Consider the following 20655-nt stretch of genomic DNA (forward strand, 5'->3'; position numbering starts at 1 on the left):
GGGAAGCGAAATATCCTGGATTTTTTGCTGCGATCATGTTTTATAACTTTATATTAACAGTATTGTGACATGTTAAACAAAAACGCCCGACAGGTGTGCGCTGCCGGGCGTTTTTGACGGGGCAGGTTTACCCCGATAAAAGATTATTGCGCTCGTAGTTTCTTATCGCGCTGATGGTTAACCCAGGCGTTAATCACCAGCGTAATGGTCAGAATGCCAAACACTACGCCCAGCGAAATCGCGATAGGAATATGGTAGAAGTCGACGATCAGCATCTTAATGCCGATAAAGACCAGAATGACCGCCAGACCATATTTCAGCATCGAGAAGCGTTCCGCCACGCCGGACAGCAGGAAGTACATCGCGCGCAGTCCTAAGATGGCAAACAGGTTAGAGGTCAGTACGATGAACGGGTCGGTGGTGACCGCAAAGATCGCCGGAATACTGTCAACGGCGAAGATCACATCGCTGAACTCAACCATAATCAGCACCAGCAGCAGCGGCGTGGCATACAGCAGGCCGTTTTTACGTACGAAAAAGTGCTCGTTCTCGATCGTATCGGTCATGCGCAGATGCCCGCGCAGCCAACGCACCATCGGTTTTTCGCCAATGCCGGATTCATCTTCCTTCGCCAGCGCCATTTTTACGCCGGTAAACAGCAGGAAGGCGCCGAACACATACAGCAGCCATTCGAACTGAGTGATAAGCCAGGTACCGGCGAAAATCATGATAGTACGCAACACGATCGCGCCAAGAACTCCATACACCAGCACCCGGCGTTGCAGAGCCGGAGGGACGGAGAAATAGCTAAACAGCATCAGCCAGACAAAGACGTTATCTACGGCCAGCGACTTCTCAATCAGATAGCCGGTAAGGAACGCCAATGCCTGCGGGTCAGCAACTTCGCGCCCTTGCGTTTCAGCCAGATACCACCAGAAAGCGGCGTTAAACAGTAGCGAGAGCGTTACCCACAGGATTGACCATCCTGCCGCTTGTTTCATCGACATAGCATGTGCGCCACGGCGTCCCTGCAACAACAGGTCGATGGATAGCATTATCACCACAACAACCGCGAATCCACCCCATAATAATGGCGTACCAACAGTATTCATTATTTCTCCCCATGCAAAAAAAACGGCTAACGCCGAATGGCATTAGCCGCTGCTTTTATGCATAGACCTTGCCATTCGGCAAGGTCTCACTTACAACAATAAAGGAATACGCTGACGCATTCCTTTATGGCTGCCCGGTGACCGGATGTGGTTTTGCACACATCGTAATGACGATCGACCGGCAATGAAGTTACTCCCCTTTGCGCGTAACAAAGTATGACAGGCCACGCGTAGAGTCAATGACCTGTAACATATGATTTACATAATTTTACGCAGTAAGGGGATGGGTCAGATCGTCCGCCGGGAAGATGACCCCGGTTTGACGGCGTATTTCTGTCAGCCATTTTGCCGTGGCGCGACTTAGCGACAACCCCGGATGTTCCACGGCGTGGTTTTCAATAAGCTGGGCAAACGCCCCGGCTTCATACAGCATGGTATTAATATGCTGAGGCTGGGTCAGATCCTGCATCAGCGCGCCGCGCGGCGCAAAACACACTTTCTGGCATTCCGACAGCTTTTCAATGACCAGCGATCCCCTCTCGCCCTGAATTTCACTGGCCAGTACCGAGTCGCTGACTTTGGAATGCTGTAGCGTGACGCTAAAATCGCCGTAATCCATAACCACGACGCCGTGTGCATCTACTCCGCTTTCCAATAAATTCGCCGACGCCTGAACGCTGCGCGGCTCGCCCCATAGTGCGATCGCCGACGCCAGACAGTAATACCCGATATCCATAATCGAACCATTGGAGAAGGCCGGATTAAACGTATTCGGATTTTCACCGTTCAGATAGCGCTGATAACGTGAAGAGTACTGGCAGTAATTTAGGAATGCTTTATGCATTCTGCCGATTTTCGGCAACGATTCCCGCAGCAGCAGGAAATTGGGCAGGCAGGCGGTTTTAAAGGCTTCAAACAGTATCCGCTGATTATCGCGCGCGCAGGCGATAGCGGCATCAACCTCCGCCAGGTTAGAAGCCAGCGGCTTTTCGCACATGACATGTTTTTTATGCTGCAAAAAGTGCTGCGTCTGGGAGAAATGCAGGGAATTCGGGCTGGCGATATAAACCGCCTCAATCGCGTCGCTTTGCGCCATCGCTTCCAGCGAGGTAAACAGATGCTCGACGGGATAATCATTTGCGAAAGACTGCGCCTGTTCAAGACTACGGGAGTAAACGGCGGCGAGCCTGAATTTGCCGGTTTCATGGGCGGCGTCGACAAACTGGCGCGTGATCCAGTTAGTCCCAATTACAGCGAAACGTATCATAAACGTCAGCGGACTCCAGAAAGGGATTTTTCGTCAATGTAGCACGCCTTTCCGCCCTTGCCAGTGCGCTGCGACGCACTCTGGCATTTTACTGGCGAGAAGGGCACCCGTGTGCGCTATCAGCCCCAATAGTGACGCCAGCGCCCAGATATTTAGGCTGACGATGCAAAATTTTGGCATCCAGCACTGCGCTAACCCGCGCCAGCTTTTCCCGAAGTCGTGTGTAGGTTCCGTGCCTTTTATTCAGATCCGGCGCGTTAACGCCGATAGCGTCAATGCCATATTGTTGCGCCAGCCAGATCGCCCGTTGATTATGGAATGCTTGCGAGATAATCGTAATGCGGCTTTCGCCAAACACTTTCCGGGCGCGAACTACGGAGTCCAGCGTGGAGAATCCGGCATAATCACAAAAAATGGCCGCTTCCGGCACACCTTTCGCTATCAGCGCCTGCTGCATCGCCGAAGGTTCATCGTACTCTTTTTTGCCATTATCGCCGCTGACTAACAGCCACTTCACTTTACCGGCGTGATACAACGCGGCGGCAGTATTAATCCGCCGGGTAAAATACCGATTGCCGGGTTTAGCGCCTAACACCAGCCCGACGTTGCGGGCGGGAACGGTCTGAATGTCATTCCATGTCAGATGCTGCGAGGCGTTGACGATAAGCCAGTTGGAATAGAAAAGCGCGACGCCTGCCGCGACAAGCAGAAAACACGCCACTGTTAACGCCCGGCGTGTAAAACAGAGGCGGCGGATAAAACGGGCACATTGTGAGAGCATGGTTGTTGCGCGGTTCCGTTGGCGGTGGATAAAAAATACCCTCTACAGATCGTCATCCTTGACGTGGCGGCAGGCAATGAGCGAAATGTGAACGCGCCGATTTTATGCCCACGCCGTTAAAAAGATACGGGGGAAGGGGCATTTTCAGAATTTATTGTGCCGACAGCGCCTGATGCGTCAGCCACAGTCGCGTATCAAACTCCAGTTGATGGTACTGCGGTTCCATATGGCAGCAGAGCTGATAAAACGCTTTGTTATGATCTTTCTCTTTCAGGTGCGCCAGCTCGTGAACCACAATCATCCGTAAGAATGGCTCCGGAGCGTTGCGAAACACGGTAGCGACGCGGATCTCCGCCTTTGCCTTGAGCTTGCCGCCCTGAACGCGCGAGACAGCGGTATGCAGTCCCAGCGCATTTTTCAGCACATGGATCTTGCTGTCATACATCACTTTATTGATGGGCGGCGCATTGCGCAGAAACTGACTTTTCAGTTCCTGAGTATAGTGATATAGCGCTTTGTCAGTGGCGTAATCATGCGCGCCGGGATAACGTTTTTCCAGCACCGCTCCCAGGCGCTGCTCGGCGATTAAGGCGCGCACCTGGGCAAGGAGATGTTCCGGATACCCCTGAAGGTAAGTTAGTGAGGTCATCAAAGCTCCATGTTGCTGATAAAAAGTGTATACTCACGCACCCTTTTCAGGGATAACGCCGCAATTTTACCATTCAGGAGGCCTAATGAGCCACGTAGACGACGGTTTCCGTTCACTGACGCTGAAACGTTTTCCGCAAACGGATGATGTTAACCCGCTTCTGGCGTGGGAGGCGGCCGATGAGTATCTGCTGCAACAGTTGGATGAGACGGAAATTCGCGGCCCGGTGCTGATCCTGAATGATACGTTTGGCGCGCTAAGCTGTGCGCTGGCGGAGCATTCGCCATACAGTATTGGCGATTCGTATTTAAGCGAACTGGGTACGCGAGAGAATTTACGCCATAACGGCATCGCGGAGTCCAGCGTAACGTTTCTCGACAGTACCGCTGACTACCCGCAGGCGCCGGGCGTGGTATTGATTAAGGTACCGAAAACACTGGCGTTGCTGGAACAGCAGTTACGCGCTTTGCGTAAAGTCGTTACGGCGCAAACGCGTATTATCGCCGGCGCGAAAGCGCGTGATATTCATACCTCTACGCTGGAACTGTTTGAAAAAGTGCTGGGCCCAACCACGACGACGCTGGCGTGGAAGAAAGCGCGCCTGATTAACTGTACCTTCAGTCATCCGCAACTGGCCGACGCGCCGCAAACGCTAAGCTGGAAACTGGAAGATACAGGCTGGACGATTCACAACCACGCGAATGTGTTTTCTCGTACCGGATTGGATATCGGCGCGCGCTTCTTTATGCAGCATTTGCCGGAAAACCTCGACGGGGAGATTGTCGATCTCGGCTGCGGCAATGGGGTGATTGGCCTGAGCTTACTGGCGAAAAATCCGCAGGCGAACGTGGTATTTGTCGATGAATCGCCGATGGCGGTAGATTCCAGTCGTTTGAATGTAGAAACGAACCTGCCGGAAGCGTTCGAACGCTGCGAATTTATGATCAACAATGCGCTCTCCGGCGTGGAGCCGTTCCGTTTTAACGCTGTGTTCTGCAACCCGCCGTTCCACCAGAAACATGCGCTAACGGATAATATCGCCTGGGAGATGTTCCATCATGCCCGCCGCTGCCTGAAAATCAACGGCGAACTGTATATTGTGGCGAACCGCCATCTGGACTATTTCCACAAGCTGAAGAAGATTTTCGGTAATTGCGCGACGATAGCAACCAACAATAAATTTGTTATTTTGAAAGCGGTGAAGCAGGGACGCCGTCGATAAGGCGCTCAAGCGTCATACCGGCCTATAAAACCGGTATGACGGCGTAAGCCCGATAAGCGCAGCGCCATCAGGCAAAGTCGTTAAATCTCCAGCGCCAGTCGGGTGCCCTGGGCAATCGCCCGTCGGGCATCCAGCTCCATCGCGACATCGCATCCGCCGATAAGATGTACCGTTTTACCTGCGGCGCGTAACGGGTCCGCCAGCTCGCGGCGAGGTTCCTGTCCGGCGCAGATCACCACATGATCCACTTCCAGCAACTGCGGTTCGCCGCCGATCAAGAGATGTAATCCGTCGTCGTCGATCTTCTGGTAACTGACCGCCGGGATCATCTTCACGCCGCGCGCCAGTAACGTCGCGCGATGGATCCAGCCGGTGGTTTTACCTAATCCTTCGCCCGGCTTGCTGGCTTTGCGTTGCAGCATGACGATTTGCCGTGGACTACGTGCCAGGCGTGGGCCTTCCGGGCGCAGACCGCCTGCCTGTTGCAGGCTGGTATCAATTCCCCATTCCGTACAAAATTCAGCAATATTTTGGCTGGTGGATTCGCCGTGCTGGCTCAGATACATGGCCGTGTCAAAACCGATCCCGCCGCAGCCGATGATCGCCACTCGTTTACCAACCGGCGCCTTATCGCGCAATACCTCCAGGTAGGTCAATGCCTTTGGATGATCAATACCGTCTATCGGCGGGCGGCGCGGTACTATTCCGCAGGCGAGGATCGCTTCGTCAAACGGCTGAAGATCCTCTGCGTTCACCCGTTGGTTCAGTTTCAGCGTAACGCCAGTAACATCGATCATTCGACGGTAGTAGCGCAGCGTTTCGTAAAACTCCTCTTTACCCGGGATCTGCCTGGCGATAGTAAACTGACCGCCAATTTCACTCTGGGCGTCAAACAGCGTGACATGATGGCCGCGCGACGCGGCGTTAATCGCGAAAGCCAGCCCCGCCGGGCCTGCGCCGACAACGGCCAGGTTCTTTTTGCGTATGGCCGGCGTTATCGGCATGTGGGTTTCGTGACAGGCGCGTGGGTTCACCAGACAGGAGGTCACTTTGCCGATGAAGATCCGATCCAGACAGGCCTGATTACAGCCGATACAGGTGTTGATCTCATCTGCGCGTCCGGATTGCGCTTTAGTCAGGAATTCGGCATCGGCAAGGAAGGGACGCGCCATCGACACCATATCAGCATCGCCGCGCGTCAGGATCGTCTCGGCGACCTGCGGATCGTTAATGCGATTGGTCGCGATCAGCGGAACCGACACATGACCTTTGAGTTTCCGCGTCACCCAGCTAAAGGCGCCACGCGGTACTGGCGTGGCGATGGTCGGGATTCGCGCCTCATGCCAGCCAATGCCGGTATTAATTAGGCTTGCGCCTGCGGCTTCAATGGCTTGCGCCAGTTGTACCGTTTCGTCGAACGTGCCGCCATTTTCCACCAGATCGAGCATCGACAGGCGATAGATAATAATAAAGTCGTTCCCTACCCGCTGGCGTACCGCGCGTACTACCTCAACCGCGAAGCGCATACGGCTGACATAGTCGCCGCCCCATTCGTCATCGCGATGGTTAGTTCGCCGCGTGAGAAATTCATTAATCAGATAGCCCTCTGATCCCATCACCTCTACGCCATCGTAGCCTGCTTCCCGCGCCAGTTGCGCGCAATGCGCGAAGTCGTCGATTAACTGCAAGATTTCATCATGCGTCAGTTCATGCGGCATAAAGCGGTTGATTGGCGCCTGAATTGCCGACGGCGCGACCAGGTGCGGCTGATAGCTGTAACGTCCGGTGTGCAGAATTTGCAGCGCGATTTTACCGCCTTGCGCATGTACGGCATCGGTCACCACGCGGTGAGGCGTTAACTGGCTGGCATCGTTCAGCATCGCGCCGCCGGTCATCACGACCCCGGAGGGAACGGGCGCAATACCGCCGGTGACGATTAACGCTACGCCGTGTCGCGCGCGCTCGGCATAAAATGCCGCCAGGCGCTCGGCGCCATCAGGATGTTCTTCCAGACCCGTGTGCATCGATCCCATCAGCACGCGGTTTCTGAGAGTAGTAAAGCCCAGATCGAGCGGGGCGAACAGCGATGGGTAGCTCATAAGCGTATCCAGTATGTAAAATTATTGTTATGTGGTCGGATGAGTTACTACTGTAGCCGTCGCGAGGTAAAAGGGAAAAGGGGAATGTGGTGATTGTGATGGGATTCAAAAAAGAGGCCGCGACCCGGGGAAAACAGGCCGGATAAGCATAGCGCCATCCGGCATCGTTTTTAAACCTCTTCAACGCTCACCTGCATCGCCGCCAGCGCATTACGCGCTGATTTCAATACCTGTTCGCACAGTTCAATGGTTAGCGTGAGCGGTGGCTCAATACGAATTGTTTTCGCATTATTCAGCGTACCAGCGACCAGCACGCGTTGACGGAACATCTCACTGGCAAAACGGTAGCCCGTTTCGTTATCGACAAATTCAATGGCCATCAACATACCTTTGCCGCGCGCATCGTGTACCAGATTGGGATATTCACGCGCAAGTTGTCGAAAACCATCCAGGAGCGTATCGCCTTTTTGTTCCGCCTGGGCCGGGAGATTTTGCTCCAGCAGGACGTTAATGGTCGCCAGCGCGGCAGCACAAGCCAGCGGATTACCGCCAAAAGTGGTGGTATGCAGGAAGGGGTTGTCGAACAGAACCGAAAACACCTCTTCAGTCGCGATGGTGGCGCCAATCGGCATCACGCCGCCGCCCAGGGCTTTCGCCAGACACAGAATATCAGGCTGCACATTTTCGTGCTCACAGGCAAACATCTTGCCGGTACGCCCCATGCCGGTTTGTACTTCATCCAGAATCATCAGCGCGCCGAATTCATCACAGAGCTTACGTACCTCTGTCAGGTATCCCTGCGGCGGCAGGATCACGCCGCCTTCACCCTGAATAGGCTCCAGAATCACGGCTGCTATCTCGTCGCCCGTTTTTTTGCCTTCGCTAAATGCCATGCTCATCGCGTCGATATTGCCAAACGGCACATGGCGGAAGCCCGGCAGTAAAGGCATAAAGGGTCTGCGGAAGGTGGATTTGGCCGTGGCGGAGAGCGCGCCCAATGATTTGCCATGAAATGCGCCGCTGGTGGCGATAAAGGTAAACTTGCCGCGCGGCGACTGATACGCTTTTGCCAGTTTTAGCGCCGCTTCGACGGATTCGGTGCCGCTGTTACAGAAAAAGCTGTACTTGAGTTTCCCCGGTGTCAGCGCCGCCAGCGTTTTTGCCAGCATCGCCCGCAAGGGATCAAGTAACTCCTGGCTGTGGAGAGGTTGTTTTGCGAGTTGATTCTGGACGGCGGATACCACAACAGGATTACGGTGCCCCACGTTAAAGATGCCAAACCCCCCAAGACAGTCGATAAACTCCTGCCCCTGGGTGTCGACAAGCGTATTCAAACTGCCCGCTTGCCACTCTACGGCTCCGTAATCCCCGCCGGCGGTAACAGATTTCCGGTATTCCAGAAATCCTGGATTTACATGCTCTTTAAAGTAGTCAATGACCTCTCGGTTTAGTGCTTTCATTTCCTCATGGTTTAGCGTTCGCTTCTCGATGAGATTCAGTGCGTGCGCGCTACAGGCCAAAGCCGATGCGCTGGAAGGTAACCTGTTCAAAATGAGCTCCAGAGGGCCGTGTATCACATGATACTGAATTAAGTATTGCAGGGATTAGCGGGGGTCTAAGCCCATAGTGAAAATCGGGATAAACACCAGGAATAATCACATTTACACAACATTTAATGTCATGCGTTAACAATTGGATGCATTTTGAGCAGATCTTGTTTTACGGTTTACGGTGTGTTGCGGTAGCGGCGGCGTGAGAAAAAGGTGAGCCAGGGCAGATTTTAAAGAAAAAGGTTGTCCACGCTAAACAATTTCATAATGAAAATAAGGCGCAGGATGAGGTAAAAATCGTACAAATATTAAGGATTAATCGCAAATTGCGATCCAGAGCAATTTTAACAACTAAAGATAAATAGATTAGCGCCGAAATAACATCTGAGCGAAAAATTAACATCCAGATAACCTGCACAGGACGCTATCATGTCTTCTCATCCCTACGTCAGCCAGCTAAATACCCCGCTGGATGATGATACCACTCTGATGTCTACGACCGACCTGGAAAGCTATATCACTCACGCCAATGACACTTTTGTCCAGGTGAGCGGCTATCAGTTAAACGAGTTACTGGCGCAGCCACATAATCTGGTGCGTCATCCGGATATGCCGAAAGCTGCCTTCGCAGATATGTGGTACACCCTAAAACAGGGCGAACCGTGGAGCGGCATTGTGAAAAACCGGCGTAAAAACGGCGACCATTATTGGGTGCGGGCCAACGCGGTACCGATGATACGTGAAGGGCGTGTGACGGGATATATGTCGATCCGTACCCGCGCCACGGATGATGAGATTGCCGCCGTCGAGCCTTTATATCAGGCGCTAAATGAAGGGCGGTGTAGTAAACGTATTCATAAAGGCCTGGTGGTTCGTCAGGGCTTGCTGGGCAAACTGCCCGCTATGCCTGTTCGCTGGCGAGTGCGCAGCATTATGGGGCTAATGGCCGTAATGCTGGCGTTGGCGCTGTTCGGTACGGATGCCTCATGGCAGGCGTTGTTTTTGGGCGCGTTGGCGATGCTGGCAGGTACGGCGCTATTGGAATGGCAAATTGTGCGTCCCATTGAAAATGTGGCGACGCAGGCGCTGAAAGTGGCGACCGGCGAACGCAACAGCGTACAACATCTTAATCGTAGCGATGAGTTGGGGCTGACGCTGAGGGCCGTGGGGCAGCTTGGCTTGATGTGCCGCTGGCTGATCAATGACGTATCAAGTCAGGTTTCCAGCGTCAGAAACGGCAGTGAAAGGCTGGCGAAGGGTAACAATGATCTGAACGAACACACCCGTCAGACCGTGGAGAATGTTCAGGAAACGGTAACGACCATGAACCAGATGGCGGAGTCCGTGAAGCTCAATTCCGAGACGGCTTCCGCTGCGGATAAGCTTTCCATGGCGGCCAGTAGCGCGGCGACTCAGGGAGGTGAGGCGATGGATACGGTGATTAAAACGATGGATGATATCGCTCACAGTACGCAACGTATCGGGACGATCACCACGCTAATTAACGATATCGCTTTTCAGACGAATATCCTGGCGCTGAATGCGGCGGTAGAAGCGGCGAGAGCGGGTGAGCAGGGGAAAGGGTTTGCCGTGGTTGCTGGCGAGGTACGTCATCTTGCCAGCCGTAGCGCTAATGCGGCGAACGATATTCGTAAATTAATTGACGCCAGCGCAACAAAGGTGCAGTCAGGCTCCGAGCAGGTTCACGCCGCAGGCCGTACCATGGATGACATTGTAGCCCAGGTGCAAAATGTCACCCTGCTTATCGCACGGATCAGCCAGTCGACGCAGGAACAGACAGATGGGCTTTCCAGCCTGACTCGCGCCGTGGACGAGTTGAACCGCATAACCCAGAAGAATGCGGCGCTGGTGGAAGAGAGCGCACAAGTCTCCGCAATGGTAAAACACCGTGCCAGCCGGCTGGAGGATGCGGTCACGGTACTGCATTAAGTTTATTTGTAGGTCGCAACGGTAATGACATCCGCCCGGTAGCAATAAGCTTACCGGGCGGATGCGCTCTGATAGAAGGCGGTGCCTGCCATCATAGAGAGTACCAGTGGCCTGTGATGTTAAAAATAATGTGATATTTATTCCTTCTTCCTACCTACCTATTAATAGGTATAAACTCAGTTAATAAATAAGAAATGGTTAACCTTTTAGCGTATTTCTTTCATTATTAGTGCCAATTTATGTCACTTTTGGTTCATCTTTCTGTGAACAATAAAAATTACTTACTAATAATGTTCCGAAATAAAAAGCGATCAATATCATAAAGTTAGTAACATTATTGCCGATAAATCTTCCTGTATGAGGATATGCAATCCCAGGGAGAAAATATGTTTTTGCATAACATTAAAATACGTTCAAAATTATTTATGGCCTTTGGCTTATTCATTGTTCTCATGGTGGTGAGTTCCGCTCTGTCTTTGTTTAGCCTTGATCGGGCTAATACGGGTATGCAGGACATTATTACCAATGATTATCCCACCACGGTAAAAGCCAATCTGTTAATCGATAATTTTAATGATTTCATCATCGCGCAGCAGCTCATGTTACTGGATGAAGAGGGGCGCTGGAGCCAGAGCTCGCAGAAAGAACTCAGTGAGATAAGCCAGCGCATTTCGGCGCTACTGGATGAGCTTTCCAGGGAAAATAGTCACGATGCGGATTCACAGAAAATCATTAATGAGATCCGTGAAGCGCGCCAGCAATACCTGGAGTCCAGATTCCGTATTTTGAAAGATATTCAAAGCAATAATCGTCAGGCGGCCATTCAGGAGATGATGACCAGAACGGTGCAGGTGCAAAAAGTCTATAAGGACAAAGTCCAGGAACTTATCGCTGTTCAGGACGCGCAGATGCATGAAGCGAGCGTGCAGGTCAAAGAGGATTTTAAAAATAATCGGACGCTGTTAATCACTTTGGCGCTGATAAGCATCGCCGCCGGAGGCGTAATGGGATGGTATATTGTGCGTTCTATTACCCGGCCGCTTGATGACGCAGTACGCTTTGCCGAGGCGATTGCCGATGGCGATCTGACTCGTCATATCACCACCGACTATAAAGATGAAACAGGCGTACTACTGCAAGCATTAATGGCGATGAAAACGCGTCTGCTGGATATCGTACAGGAAGTGCAAAACGGTTCGGAGAGTATCTCCACGGCGGCGGCGCAAATTGTCGCCGGTAACCAGGATTTGGCGGCGCGTACGGAAGAGCAGGCCAGCTCGGTTGAAGAAACGGCGGCGTCGATGGAACAGATTACCGCCACGGTTAAAAACACAGCCGATCATACCAGTGAAGCGACCAAACTCTCTGCCGGCGCCGCCAGCGTGGTGAAAAACAATGGGGAGATGATGAATCAAGTGACGCAGAAAATGCGCGTCATTAACGATACGGCAAATCGTATGTCGGATATCATCAATATCATTGATTCTATTGCCTTTCAGACCAATATTCTGGCGCTGAACGCGGCGGTTGAAGCGGCGCGCGCGGGCGAACATGGGCGTGGTTTTGCCGTTGTCGCCGGAGAGGTTCGCCAGTTGGCGCAAAAGAGCGCCTCGTCAGCCAGTGAAATCCGTAATTTGATTGAAGATTCAACCAGTCAGACTCAGGAAGGGATGCACCTGGTGGAGAAAGCCAGCGCCCTGATTAATGGCATGGTGGATAACGTCGAAGAGATGGATGTGATATTACGTGAGATTGGGCAGGCCAGCCGCGAGCAAACTGACGGTATTTCGCAGATTAACAGCGCGATTGGCCTGATTGACGCCGCCACGCAACAAAACTCCTGCCTTGTGGAAGAGTCTGTTGCCGCCGCGGCGTCGCTGAACGAACAGGCGTTACATTTAAAAGAGCTGGTTAACGTGTTCCGCGTCCGCGAAGAGGACACGCAGCCCGCTTAATCCAGTTCGGCGATTTCCAGCGCCGCGCGATCAATCACGCCGATAATGCGTTTGATTTGCGCGTCGTTGATATCGCTGTGGTTTATCCGCAGATCCAGCACGGCCTTGAAGTTATCCAGCGCCCGCTTCATCTGCGGATTTTTACGTAACTCCATGCCCACACAACGGGCTTTTAGCCGCGCCTGAATATGCGTCAGGTGTTCGCGATTTTCATCAAGCCATTGCGCGCCGTTCGCGGTAATCGCGATTTTTTTCCGCCCGCCTTCTTCGTCGCTAATCGTGATAAATTGCTGATCCTGTAAAAAATCCAGCGTAGGGTAGATCACGCCAGCGCTTGGCGTATAGCCGCCCCCCGTCAGGTTTTCTATCGCTTTAATCAGTTCATAGCCGTGGCTGGCGTCCCGGGTCAGGATATCAAGAATGACCAGCCGAAGTTCCCCGTGGCCAAAAAATCGCTGGCGTCGACCACCGCCCTGTCCATGACGACCACAGCCGTGTCCGTGACGGTGTTCGCCGCCGCAACTGGCGTTCTCATGCTGATGCGCGCTATGGCAGCCTTCATGCTGATGTTCTCGATCTTTGCAGCAACCGTCGTGCTTATGATCCCGGTTTTTGCAACACCCTTCATGTTGATTTTGCATCATTGCCTCCTACTTATTTAGATATATCTAATTTATATCTAAATGATGCTTTTTAGCAAGGGTAAAAGCGATTTTTGCTATAATCTATTAATTTATAACATTTTATTCTAAGGTTATAGTTAGCGACGCGTTGCCAGAACACTATCAAAAAACAGTTGCATTTTTACTGATTAACAATCATTATCATTTAAAACTTTAATTTAGATATATCGTATTACTTCACGAAGGCAAAAAATGACGACATCATCCGCACGCTATCCACAGCGTGTTCGTAATGAACTGCGTTTTCGCGAGCTGACCGTTCTGCGGGTAGAACGTATTAGCGCAGGATTTCAGCGGATCGTACTTGGCGGCGAGGCGCTGGACGGTTTCACCTCCCTGGGCTTTGACGATCACACGAAAGTTTTTTTCCCTGAGTCAGGCTGTCGCTTTACGCCCCCGACAGTCACTGAGGAAGGCATTATCTGGGGGGAGGGCGTTCGTCCGGTCTCCAGGGATTACACGCCGCTGTATGATGAGGCGCGTCGCGAGCTGGCGCTGGATTTCTTTATCCACGATGGCGGCGTAGCCAGCCGTTGGGCAATGGAAGCCCGTGAAGGCGATACACTGACGATCGGCGGGCCGCGCGGTTCGCTGGTGGTGCCGGAAGATTATGCCTGTCAGGTTTATGTCTGCGATGAGTCCGGTATGCCTGCGCTACGTCGTCGTCTGGAATCGCTTAGTCGTCTGCCTGCGCGCCCTGCGGTAACCGCGCTGGTGAGCATTCAGGATGCGGCATACTGCGATTATCTCGCCCATTTGACGGACATTACTGTGGAATATGTTGTTGGCGGCGATGAACAGGCAATGCAAACGCGCCTGTCGCAGCTGACAATACCAGAATCAGACTATTTCATCTGGATTACTGGCGAAGGCAAAACGGTAAAACGTTTAAGTCAGTGCTTTGAAAAGGGGTTTGATCCACACCTGGTACGTGCGGCAGCCTATTGGCATCGTAAATAGCGGTATGGGGCGAGCCCTGTCAGAAACAAAAAAGCCACTCTTTAGAGTGGCTTAATTATATGATTTTAAAGCTAAAATTTGGTGGCCCCTGCTGGACTTGAACCAGCGACCAAGCGATTATGAGTCGCCTGCTCTAACCACTGAGCTAAGGGGCCGTGGCGGTGGATTATAATGTAACTTTACGCTGTAATCCAGCCGTAACCGTGCGGGTGCTGTTTTTATAAACAATGTGTTTTCAACCCGTTATACTTAAAGAACGTTGTATTGCTCAGGAGTAATAATGGTTAAGGACATACTGGCGCCAGGGCTACGGGTGGTTTTTTGCGGCATCAATCCGGGACTCTCCTCGGCGAATACCGGCTTTCCGTTTGCACATCCCGCGAATCGTTTTTGGAAAGTTATTCATTTGGCCGGTTTCACCGATCGACAGTTGAAACCGGAAGAGGCGGAAAAATTACTGGATTTTCGCTGCGGGGTAACGAAACTCGTCGATCGGCCGACGGTACAAGCGACTGAGGTGAAGTTGCATGAATTACGTAGCGGCGGACGCAACCTGATTGAAAAGATAGAGGACTACCAGCCCGCGGCGCTGGCGGTGCTTGGTAAACAGGCTTTTGAACAGGGATTCAGCCAGCGCGGTATCGCCTGGGGTAAACAAAAGATCGCCATTGGCGCGACGATGGTGTGGGTGTTGCCGAATCCCAGTGGCTTAAACCGAATTAAAACGGAAAAACTGGTCGAGGCCTATCGCGAACTGGATCAAGCGCTCATTATGCGTGGGCTATAGCAATGGGGAATGAGGGCGCGAATACTCGCGCTGTGTAGAAATTCTGCAGGCCAAATAGGGCGCTTGCGCATGGCCTGATAAAAAAACGCCGCCTTGCGGCGGCGTTTATACGTGTGCGGCGAATTAATCGTCGAGGAAGCTGCGCAGCACTTCAGAACGGCTCGGGTGGCGCAGTTTACGCAGCGCCTTCGCTTCGATCTGACGGATACGTTCGCGGGTAACATCGAACTGTTTACCCACTTCTTCCAGCGTGTGGTCGGTGTTCATATCGATACCGAAACGCATACGCAGCACTTTCGCTTCACGAGCGGTCAGGCCAGCCAAAACGTCGTGAGTGGCGGCACGCAGGCTCTCGGTAGTGGCAGAGTCCAGCGGCAGCTCGAGGGTGGTATCCTCGATGAAATCACCCAGATGCGAATCTTCATCGTCGCCGATCGGCGTTTCCATGGAGATAGGCTCTTTGGCAATCTTCAGCACCTTACGAATTTTATCTTCCGGCATCAGCATCCGTTCAGCCAGCTCTTCCGGCGTTGGCTCGCGGCCCATCTCTTGCAGCATCTGGCGAGAAATACGGTTGAGCTTGTTGATGGTCTCAATCATATGCACCGGAATACGGATGGTGCGCGCCTGATCCGCGATAGAGCGGGTGATCGCCTGACGAATCCACCAGGTAGCGTAGGTGGAGAACTTGTAGCCGCGACGGTATTCGAACTTATCTACCGCTTTCATCAGACCGATGTTGCCTTCCTGAATCAGGTCAAGGAACTGCAAGCCACGGTTGGTGTATTTCTTAGCGATAGAAATAACCAGACGCAAGTTCGCTTCAACCATCTCTTTCTTCGCACGGCGGGCTTTCGCTTCCCCGATAGACATGCGACGGTTGATGTCTTTCACCTGTTCGATGGTCAGACCGGTCTCTTCTTCAATCTGCCGCAGTTTTTGCAGGCAGCGTTGCACTTCTTCCGCGACATCGTGCAGTTTTTCCGACCACGGTTTGTTCATCGCGATAGCGGCGTTGAACCAGGTTTCGCTGGTTTCGTTACCGGTAAACAGCGTGATAAAGTTCTTCTTCGGCATTTTGCACTGCTCGACGCAGAGCTTCATGATCAGACGTTCCTGGGTACGCACGCGATCCATCATCACGCGCATACTGTTGACCAGATAGTCGAATTGCTTCGGTACCAGACGGAACTGTTTGAACACTTCAGACAGCTTCAGAATCTCTTCCTGCGCGGCAGCATGGCTGCGGCCTTTCGCTTTGATGGTGTCGCGCGTAACGACGTATTGCGCGCGCAGTTCAGCGAATTTTTCGCGTGCCAGTTCAGGGTCAATGCTGTTGTCGTCATCGGCTGCGTCATCGTCGCCGTCTTCTTCATCTTCGTCTTCGTCATCATCCAGGTCTTCCTGGGAGAGTTCAGAACCGACGTGAGTTGCGGTCGGCGCCATCTCTTCTTCCGCGTTCGGATCGACAAAGCCGGTGATAAGATCGGACAAACGAGCCTCTTCAGCCTCAACGCGATCGTACTGTTCCAGCAGATAGGTAATGGCTTCCGGGTATTCGGCAACGGAGCATTGAACCTGGTTGATCCCGTCTTCGATACGTTTAGCGATGTCGATTTCGCCTTCCCGGGTCAACAGTTCAACAGTGCCCATTTCACGCATATACATGCGTACCGGGTCAGTCGTACGACCGATTTCAGACTCAACACTGGACAGAACTTGTGCAGCAGCTTCTTCCGCATCTTCATCGGTGCTGGTGGTATTTTCAGCCAGCAGCAGATCATCGGCATCAGGCGCTTCTTCCATTACCTGAATACCCATGTCGTTGATCATTTGGATGATATCTTCAATTTGATCTGAATCGACGATATCTTCCGGCAGATGGTCATTGACCTCAGCATAGGTCAGATAGCCTTGCTCCTTACCACGGGTGACAAGAAGTTTCAGCTGTGACTGCGGGTTTTGCTCCATAAGACGGTATCCACACTTATTCGTTTGATTGGTGTCGACGGTATAGCTGTCGACATTTAAAGCGAGGGCATACTTATATTTTGGCCGCTGCCTCTCACTGCGGCTGTCGGGGGCTTCCCGATCGATATGCGGCATTTAAGCCGTTAAATTCATTTTCTGGCCAGCTCCTGGTTTAACGTCCAGAGCTCTCGGCGTTCTTCGCTGCTTAAACCATGAGTGCGATCGCGAGCGATCAGCTCTTCTTGTCGCAGTTGCAGCAGCGAATCAAACATATGGTTGAGTGAGTCGGTAAAGGTTTTTTCGGCAATCGCCTTATCTGCTATATCGTCCCACATCGATAATTTTTCAAGGGTCGCAGCATCATTTGTGCCACGGTAGAGTTCCAGAAGTTGTCCGGTAGTAAGACCTGGCTGAGCCAAACAAGTTTTGACCAATTCTTTAAATAAGCCAAGTCCAGGCAGCTTATTCTGATCCAGCGCGTCTAATGGCGGCACTAACGGCGCGAGATCCGGGTTTTGCACCAGTAATCCTATCAGTATACGCATGGTCGTGCGTTTTAGCTGCGGAGCCGGGCGGGAAACGCCGCTTTCCGCCTGTTTTGGCACTAAACGATCAAGCTGACTATCATCGAAAATGCCTAACTTCAGCCCCAACGTCTGGCGCAACTGAATACGGTGCGCGTCGCCAGGCACCTGATTAATGAGCGGCAGCGCCAGTGCGGCTAACTGCGTGCTGCCATCCGGCGAGCTTAAATCCACCTGCGGCAGGAGGCTATTAAACAGAAACGTAGAGAGCGGCTGTGCCTGCTCCATCCGCGCTTCAAAAGCCGCCTTGCCTTCTTTACGCACCAGCGTATCCGGGTCTTCGCCGTCAGGTAAAAACATAAAGCGTACCTGCCGACCGTCGGTCATATAAGGCATTGCTGTTTCCAGCGCTCTCCAGGCGGCATCACGGCCAGCCCGGTCGCCGTCGTAACAGCAAATTACGTTGTTCGTTGCCCGGAATAACATATGCATATGGTCTGCCGTGGTTGAGGTACCCAGCGAAGCGACCGCATAGTTAATGTCGTATTGCGCTAGTGCGACGACATCCATATAACCTTCGACCACAAGCAAGCGTTGCGGTTCAGCACTATATTGCTGAGCCTCATAAAGACCATATAGCTGGCGGCCTTTATGGAAAATGTCCGTTTCCGGAGAGTTAAGGTATTTCGGCGTGTCGTTCCCCAGAACTCGACCGCCAAAACCAATCACCCTGCCGCGTTTGTCCCGAATAGGGAACATGACCCGATTACGGAAACGATCGTAAGTGCTGCCCTGCTCGTTATTGACCAGCATCCCGGCATCCAGCAACAATGCCTTGTTATCGCTGTTATTACCGAAGCGCTTTAACGCGTTATCCCAACCTGGCGGCGCGAAGCCAATGGCGAAACGCTGAATAATTTCAGCGCTCAGACCGCGCTTTTGCAGATAGTCACGCGCAGGTTTTGCCGCAGGATGGGTAAGCGACTGCTGATAAAAGTCATTCAGACCATTCATCAACTGATAGAGGTTTTGCCGTTGATGGCGCTCTATCTGGCTAAGCCCGGTGCCTGCTTCATAGGGAATTTCCAGGTTATGCATGGCCGCTAATTCTTCGACGGTTTCGACAAATTCGAGCTTGTCGTAATTCATCAAAAAGTCGATCGCATTGCCATGCGCGCCGCATCCAAAGCAGTGATAAAACTGTTTTTCACCGTTTACGGTGAAAGAAGGGGTTTTCTCATTATGGAATGGACAACACGCGTGATAGTTCTTGCCCTGTTTCTTGAGTTTTACGCGCACGTCGATCAGATCGACGATATCGGTTCTCGCCAGCAGGTCATTAATGAATACGCGTGGGATTCGTCCAGCCATATGCCCCTTTTATACACGTCATTCTTCAGGCTGCCGTAGTGTTGGCTACGTTCGCTCACCCCTGTCGCTGACTTGCGTAAGCGCCGGGGACTTGCTCTCTTGCCGCCTGGACGCAGCATGAATGATTTTGTGTATATGCTAATGCATAAACGAAAACAAGCCGCGCATTCCTTTCGGAAGCACGGCCTTACAACTACAACTCGATCTGAATTGAGAGCAGCCCGCTCTCAAAAGATTAGTACAGACGAGTACGGCGTGCGTTTTCGCGAGCCAGTTTCTTCGCGTGACGTTTCACTGCAGAAGCTTTAGCGCGCTTACGTTCGGTCGTCGGTTTTTCATAGAACTCACGACGACGAACTTCCGCCAGAACACCTGCTTTTTCGCAGGAACGCTTGAAGCGACGCAGAGCTACGTCGAACGGCTCGTTTTCACGTACTTTAATTACCGGCATGTGCCTCTCACCTTTGATTAATTCGGTTTGCCGCTGGCATCAACGCCAGCTTATTTCAAAATGGTGCGGAATTTTACTGCAATTGCTGCTGCTTTGTAAAGCACCGCGGCCTTTTTTGAAAGGGACTTTTATAAGGTGAGGGAGTATACACGAAGTCGGGACTGAGGGTATACATCCACCCGCATTCGACCTACACTGCGCGGTATTAGAGCGAGGTAAAACAAGTCATGCGTGTACTGGGTATTGAAACATCCTGCGATGAAACCGGCATCGCTATTTACGACGACAAAAAAGGTCTGTTAGCCAACCAATTGTATAGTCAGGTGAAATTACATGCTGACTACGGCGGCGTAGTGCCTGAACTGGCTTCCCGCGATCATGTGCGTAAAACCGTGCCGCTGATTCAGGCGGCATTAAAAGAAGCCGGTCTGACGGCGAGCGATATCGACGCGGTGGCCTATACCGCAGGCCCGGGCCTGGTCGGCGCGCTGCTGGTCGGCGCAACCGTCGGGCGTTCGCTGGCATTTGCCTGGAATGTGCCGGCCATTCCTGTACACCATATGGAAGGGCATCTGCTGGCGCCGATGCTGGAAGATAATCCCCCGGATTTCCCGTTTGTGGCGCTACTGGTCTCCGGCGGACATACGCAGCTCATTAGCGTGACCGGAATCGGTCAGTACGAACTGCTGGGAGAGTCGATTGACGATGCCGCCGGTGAAGCGTTTGATAAAACCGCCAAATTGTTGGGGCTGGATTATCCTGGCGGCCCGATGCTGTCGAAAATGGCGTCGCAGGGGACGGCGGGGCGTTTTGTCTTTCCGCGCCCGATGACCGATCGCCCGGGGCTGGATTTTAGTTTTTCCGGTCTGAAAACCTTTGCCGCTAACACCATTCGTAGTAATGGCGACGACGAACAAACTCGCGCTGATATCGCGCGCGCTTTTGAAGATGCGGTCGTGGATACGCTGATGATCAAGTGCAAGCGCGCGCTGGAAAGCACCGGTTTTAAGCGTCTGGTCATGGCGGGCGGCGTCAGCGCTAACCGCACGCTGCGCGCGAAGCTTGCCGAAATGATGCAAAAACGCCGCGGCGAAGTGTTCTATGCGCGCCCGGAATTTTGTACCGACAACGGGGCGATGATCGCCTATGCCGGAATGGTGCGGTTTAAGGCGGGCGTTACGGCGGATCTTGGCGTAACGGTACGTCCGCGCTGGCCGCTGGCCGAGCTGCCGGCGGCGTAAAAGCGGAAAAAGGGGGCGACATCATGCCGCCCCAACGGATTTACAGCAAAACGATGGGCATCCACAACTGCCTGGAGACGAT

General features: G+C 52.6%; 16 protein-coding genes and 1 tRNA gene. 6 read left to right on the forward strand and 11 right to left on the reverse strand.

Annotated features, from left to right (window positions below; genetic code table 11):
• Positions 1–143: 143 nt before the first annotated feature.
• The 4 genes from QEN32_RS03115 to QEN32_RS03130 form a co-directional block, all read right to left on the reverse strand.
• On the reverse strand, positions 144–1112 hold the full coding sequence (locus tag QEN32_RS03115; RefSeq protein ID WP_001098833.1) for a TerC family protein: 969 nt from the start codon (positions 1110–1112) through the stop codon (positions 144–146).
• A 268-nt stretch (positions 1113–1380) separates the two neighbouring features.
• Complete coding sequence (locus QEN32_RS03120; RefSeq protein WP_127175193.1) at positions 1381–2379, reverse strand: Gfo/Idh/MocA family oxidoreductase; 999 nt, start codon at positions 2377–2379, stop codon at positions 1381–1383.
• Positions 2380–2467: 88 nt separating this feature from the next.
• Positions 2468–3160, reverse strand: coding sequence for a vancomycin high temperature exclusion protein (locus QEN32_RS03125; RefSeq protein ID WP_000951045.1), 693 nt, complete (start codon positions 3158–3160; stop codon positions 2468–2470).
• Positions 3161–3311: 151 nt separating this feature from the next.
• Positions 3312–3809 carry a M48 family metallopeptidase gene (locus tag QEN32_RS03130; RefSeq protein ID WP_000202966.1) on the reverse strand — a complete coding sequence of 166 codons (498 nt, stop codon included), beginning with the start codon at positions 3807–3809 and terminating at the stop codon, positions 3312–3314.
• A gap of 85 nt (positions 3810–3894) precedes the next feature.
• On the opposite strand from QEN32_RS03130, the gene rlmG reads away from it, so the two are divergent.
• Positions 3895–5031: a 23S rRNA (guanine(1835)-N(2))-methyltransferase RlmG gene (rlmG, locus tag QEN32_RS03135; protein ID WP_000019989.1), complete on the forward strand. Its 1137-nt coding sequence runs from the start codon at positions 3895–3897 to the stop codon at positions 5029–5031.
• Positions 5032–5111: 80 nt separating this feature from the next.
• On the opposite strand, the gene QEN32_RS03140 is transcribed toward rlmG, so the two are convergent.
• Together QEN32_RS03140 and ygjG are read right to left on the reverse strand one after the other, a co-directional pair.
• The gene (locus QEN32_RS03140) at positions 5112–7130 is read right to left on the reverse strand and encodes an NADPH-dependent 2,4-dienoyl-CoA reductase (protein ID WP_001728593.1); all 2019 of its coding nucleotides are present in this window, start codon (positions 7128–7130) and stop codon (positions 5112–5114) included.
• Positions 7131–7300: 170 nt separating this feature from the next.
• Positions 7301–8680, reverse strand: coding sequence for a putrescine aminotransferase (ygjG, locus tag QEN32_RS03145; protein ID WP_001520281.1), 1380 nt, complete (start codon positions 8678–8680; stop codon positions 7301–7303).
• Between the two features lie 429 nt (positions 8681–9109).
• Here ygjG and QEN32_RS03150 point away from each other — a divergent pair, with 429 nt between their 5' ends.
• Both QEN32_RS03150 and QEN32_RS03155 read left to right on the forward strand, forming a co-directional pair.
• Positions 9110–10630, forward strand: a complete 1521-nt coding sequence (locus QEN32_RS03150) for a PAS domain-containing methyl-accepting chemotaxis protein (RefSeq protein ID WP_000094639.1) — start codon at positions 9110–9112, stop codon at positions 10628–10630.
• A 386-nt stretch (positions 10631–11016) separates the two neighbouring features.
• Positions 11017–12585 carry a methyl-accepting chemotaxis protein gene (locus QEN32_RS03155; RefSeq protein WP_000478462.1) on the forward strand — a complete coding sequence of 523 codons (1569 nt, stop codon included), beginning with the start codon at positions 11017–11019 and terminating at the stop codon, positions 12583–12585.
• Here the strand turns inward: QEN32_RS03155 and QEN32_RS03160 are convergent.
• Entirely contained in the window at positions 12582–13229 is a 648-nt protein-coding gene (locus QEN32_RS03160; protein WP_000983434.1) for a PadR family transcriptional regulator, read from the reverse strand. The two genes, QEN32_RS03155 and QEN32_RS03160, sit on opposite strands and share 4 nt — an antisense overlap.
• Before the next feature lie 231 nt (positions 13230–13460).
• On the opposite strand from QEN32_RS03160, the gene QEN32_RS03165 reads away from it, so the two are divergent.
• Positions 13461–14228: a siderophore-interacting protein gene (locus QEN32_RS03165; RefSeq protein ID WP_061423685.1), complete on the forward strand. Its 768-nt coding sequence runs from the start codon at positions 13461–13463 to the stop codon at positions 14226–14228.
• 79 nt (positions 14229–14307) lie between these two features.
• Here QEN32_RS03165 and QEN32_RS03170 read toward each other — a convergent pair.
• Positions 14308–14383 (reverse strand) — tRNA-Ile (locus QEN32_RS03170).
• 125 nt (positions 14384–14508) lie between these two features.
• Here QEN32_RS03170 and mug point away from each other — a divergent pair.
• Positions 14509–15015, forward strand: coding sequence for a G/U mismatch-specific DNA glycosylase (mug, locus tag QEN32_RS03175; RefSeq protein ID WP_000237776.1), 507 nt, complete (start codon positions 14509–14511; stop codon positions 15013–15015).
• Between the two features lie 123 nt (positions 15016–15138).
• On the opposite strand, the gene rpoD is transcribed toward mug, so the two are convergent.
• The 3 genes from rpoD to rpsU form a co-directional block, all read right to left on the reverse strand.
• A complete protein-coding gene (gene rpoD / locus QEN32_RS03180; RefSeq protein ID WP_001519776.1) occupies positions 15139–16986 on the reverse strand; it encodes an RNA polymerase sigma factor RpoD in 1848 nt (615 codons plus the stop codon).
• Between the two features lie 149 nt (positions 16987–17135).
• Entirely contained in the window at positions 17136–18881 is a 1746-nt protein-coding gene (dnaG, locus tag QEN32_RS03185) for a DNA primase (RefSeq protein WP_000918865.1), read from the reverse strand.
• A gap of 235 nt (positions 18882–19116) precedes the next feature.
• On the reverse strand, positions 19117–19332 hold the full coding sequence (gene rpsU / locus QEN32_RS03190; RefSeq protein ID WP_001144069.1) for a 30S ribosomal protein S21: 216 nt from the start codon (positions 19330–19332) through the stop codon (positions 19117–19119).
• 227 nt (positions 19333–19559) lie between these two features.
• Between rpsU and tsaD the strand changes: the two genes are divergently transcribed.
• Positions 19560–20573: a tRNA (adenosine(37)-N6)-threonylcarbamoyltransferase complex transferase subunit TsaD gene (tsaD, locus tag QEN32_RS03195; protein WP_001264389.1), complete on the forward strand. Its 1014-nt coding sequence runs from the start codon at positions 19560–19562 to the stop codon at positions 20571–20573.
• Positions 20574–20655 lie beyond the last annotated feature (82 nt).

This window comes from Salmonella sp. SA14318 (assembly GCF_029866905.1).
Lineage (GTDB): Bacteria > Pseudomonadota > Gammaproteobacteria > Enterobacterales > Enterobacteriaceae > Salmonella > Salmonella enterica.

What these genes read in the sequence shown, in the direction of transcription:
- QEN32_RS03115 (WP_001098833.1), bottom strand. Translation starts at nt 1,112, where the DNA reads ATGAATACTGTTGGTACGCCATTATTATGGGGTGGATTCGCGGTTGTT.
- QEN32_RS03120 (WP_127175193.1), bottom strand. Translation starts at nt 2,379, where the DNA reads ATGATACGTTTCGCTGTAATTGGGACTAACTGGATCACGCGCCAGTTT.
- QEN32_RS03125 (WP_000951045.1), bottom strand. Translation starts at nt 3,160, where the DNA reads ATGCTCTCACAATGTGCCCGTTTTATCCGCCGCCTCTGTTTTACACGC.
- QEN32_RS03130 (WP_000202966.1), bottom strand. Translation starts at nt 3,809, where the DNA reads ATGACCTCACTAACTTACCTTCAGGGGTATCCGGAACATCTCCTTGCC.
- rlmG (WP_000019989.1), top strand. Translation starts at nt 3,895, where the DNA reads ATGAGCCACGTAGACGACGGTTTCCGTTCACTGACGCTGAAACGTTTT.
- QEN32_RS03140 (WP_001728593.1), bottom strand. Translation starts at nt 7,130, where the DNA reads ATGAGCTACCCATCGCTGTTCGCCCCGCTCGATCTGGGCTTTACTACT.
- QEN32_RS03150 (WP_000094639.1), top strand. Translation starts at nt 9,110, where the DNA reads ATGTCTTCTCATCCCTACGTCAGCCAGCTAAATACCCCGCTGGATGAT.
- QEN32_RS03155 (WP_000478462.1), top strand. Translation starts at nt 11,017, where the DNA reads ATGTTTTTGCATAACATTAAAATACGTTCAAAATTATTTATGGCCTTT.
- QEN32_RS03160 (WP_000983434.1), bottom strand. Translation starts at nt 13,229, where the DNA reads ATGATGCAAAATCAACATGAAGGGTGTTGCAAAAACCGGGATCATAAG.
- QEN32_RS03165 (WP_061423685.1), top strand. Translation starts at nt 13,461, where the DNA reads ATGACGACATCATCCGCACGCTATCCACAGCGTGTTCGTAATGAACTG.
- mug (WP_000237776.1), top strand. Translation starts at nt 14,509, where the DNA reads ATGGTTAAGGACATACTGGCGCCAGGGCTACGGGTGGTTTTTTGCGGC.
- rpoD (WP_001519776.1), bottom strand. Translation starts at nt 16,986, where the DNA reads ATGGAGCAAAACCCGCAGTCACAGCTGAAACTTCTTGTCACCCGTGGT.
- dnaG (WP_000918865.1), bottom strand. Translation starts at nt 18,881, where the DNA reads ATGGCTGGACGAATCCCACGCGTATTCATTAATGACCTGCTGGCGAGA.
- rpsU (WP_001144069.1), bottom strand. Translation starts at nt 19,332, where the DNA reads ATGCCGGTAATTAAAGTACGTGAAAACGAGCCGTTCGACGTAGCTCTG.
- tsaD (WP_001264389.1), top strand. Translation starts at nt 19,560, where the DNA reads ATGCGTGTACTGGGTATTGAAACATCCTGCGATGAAACCGGCATCGCT.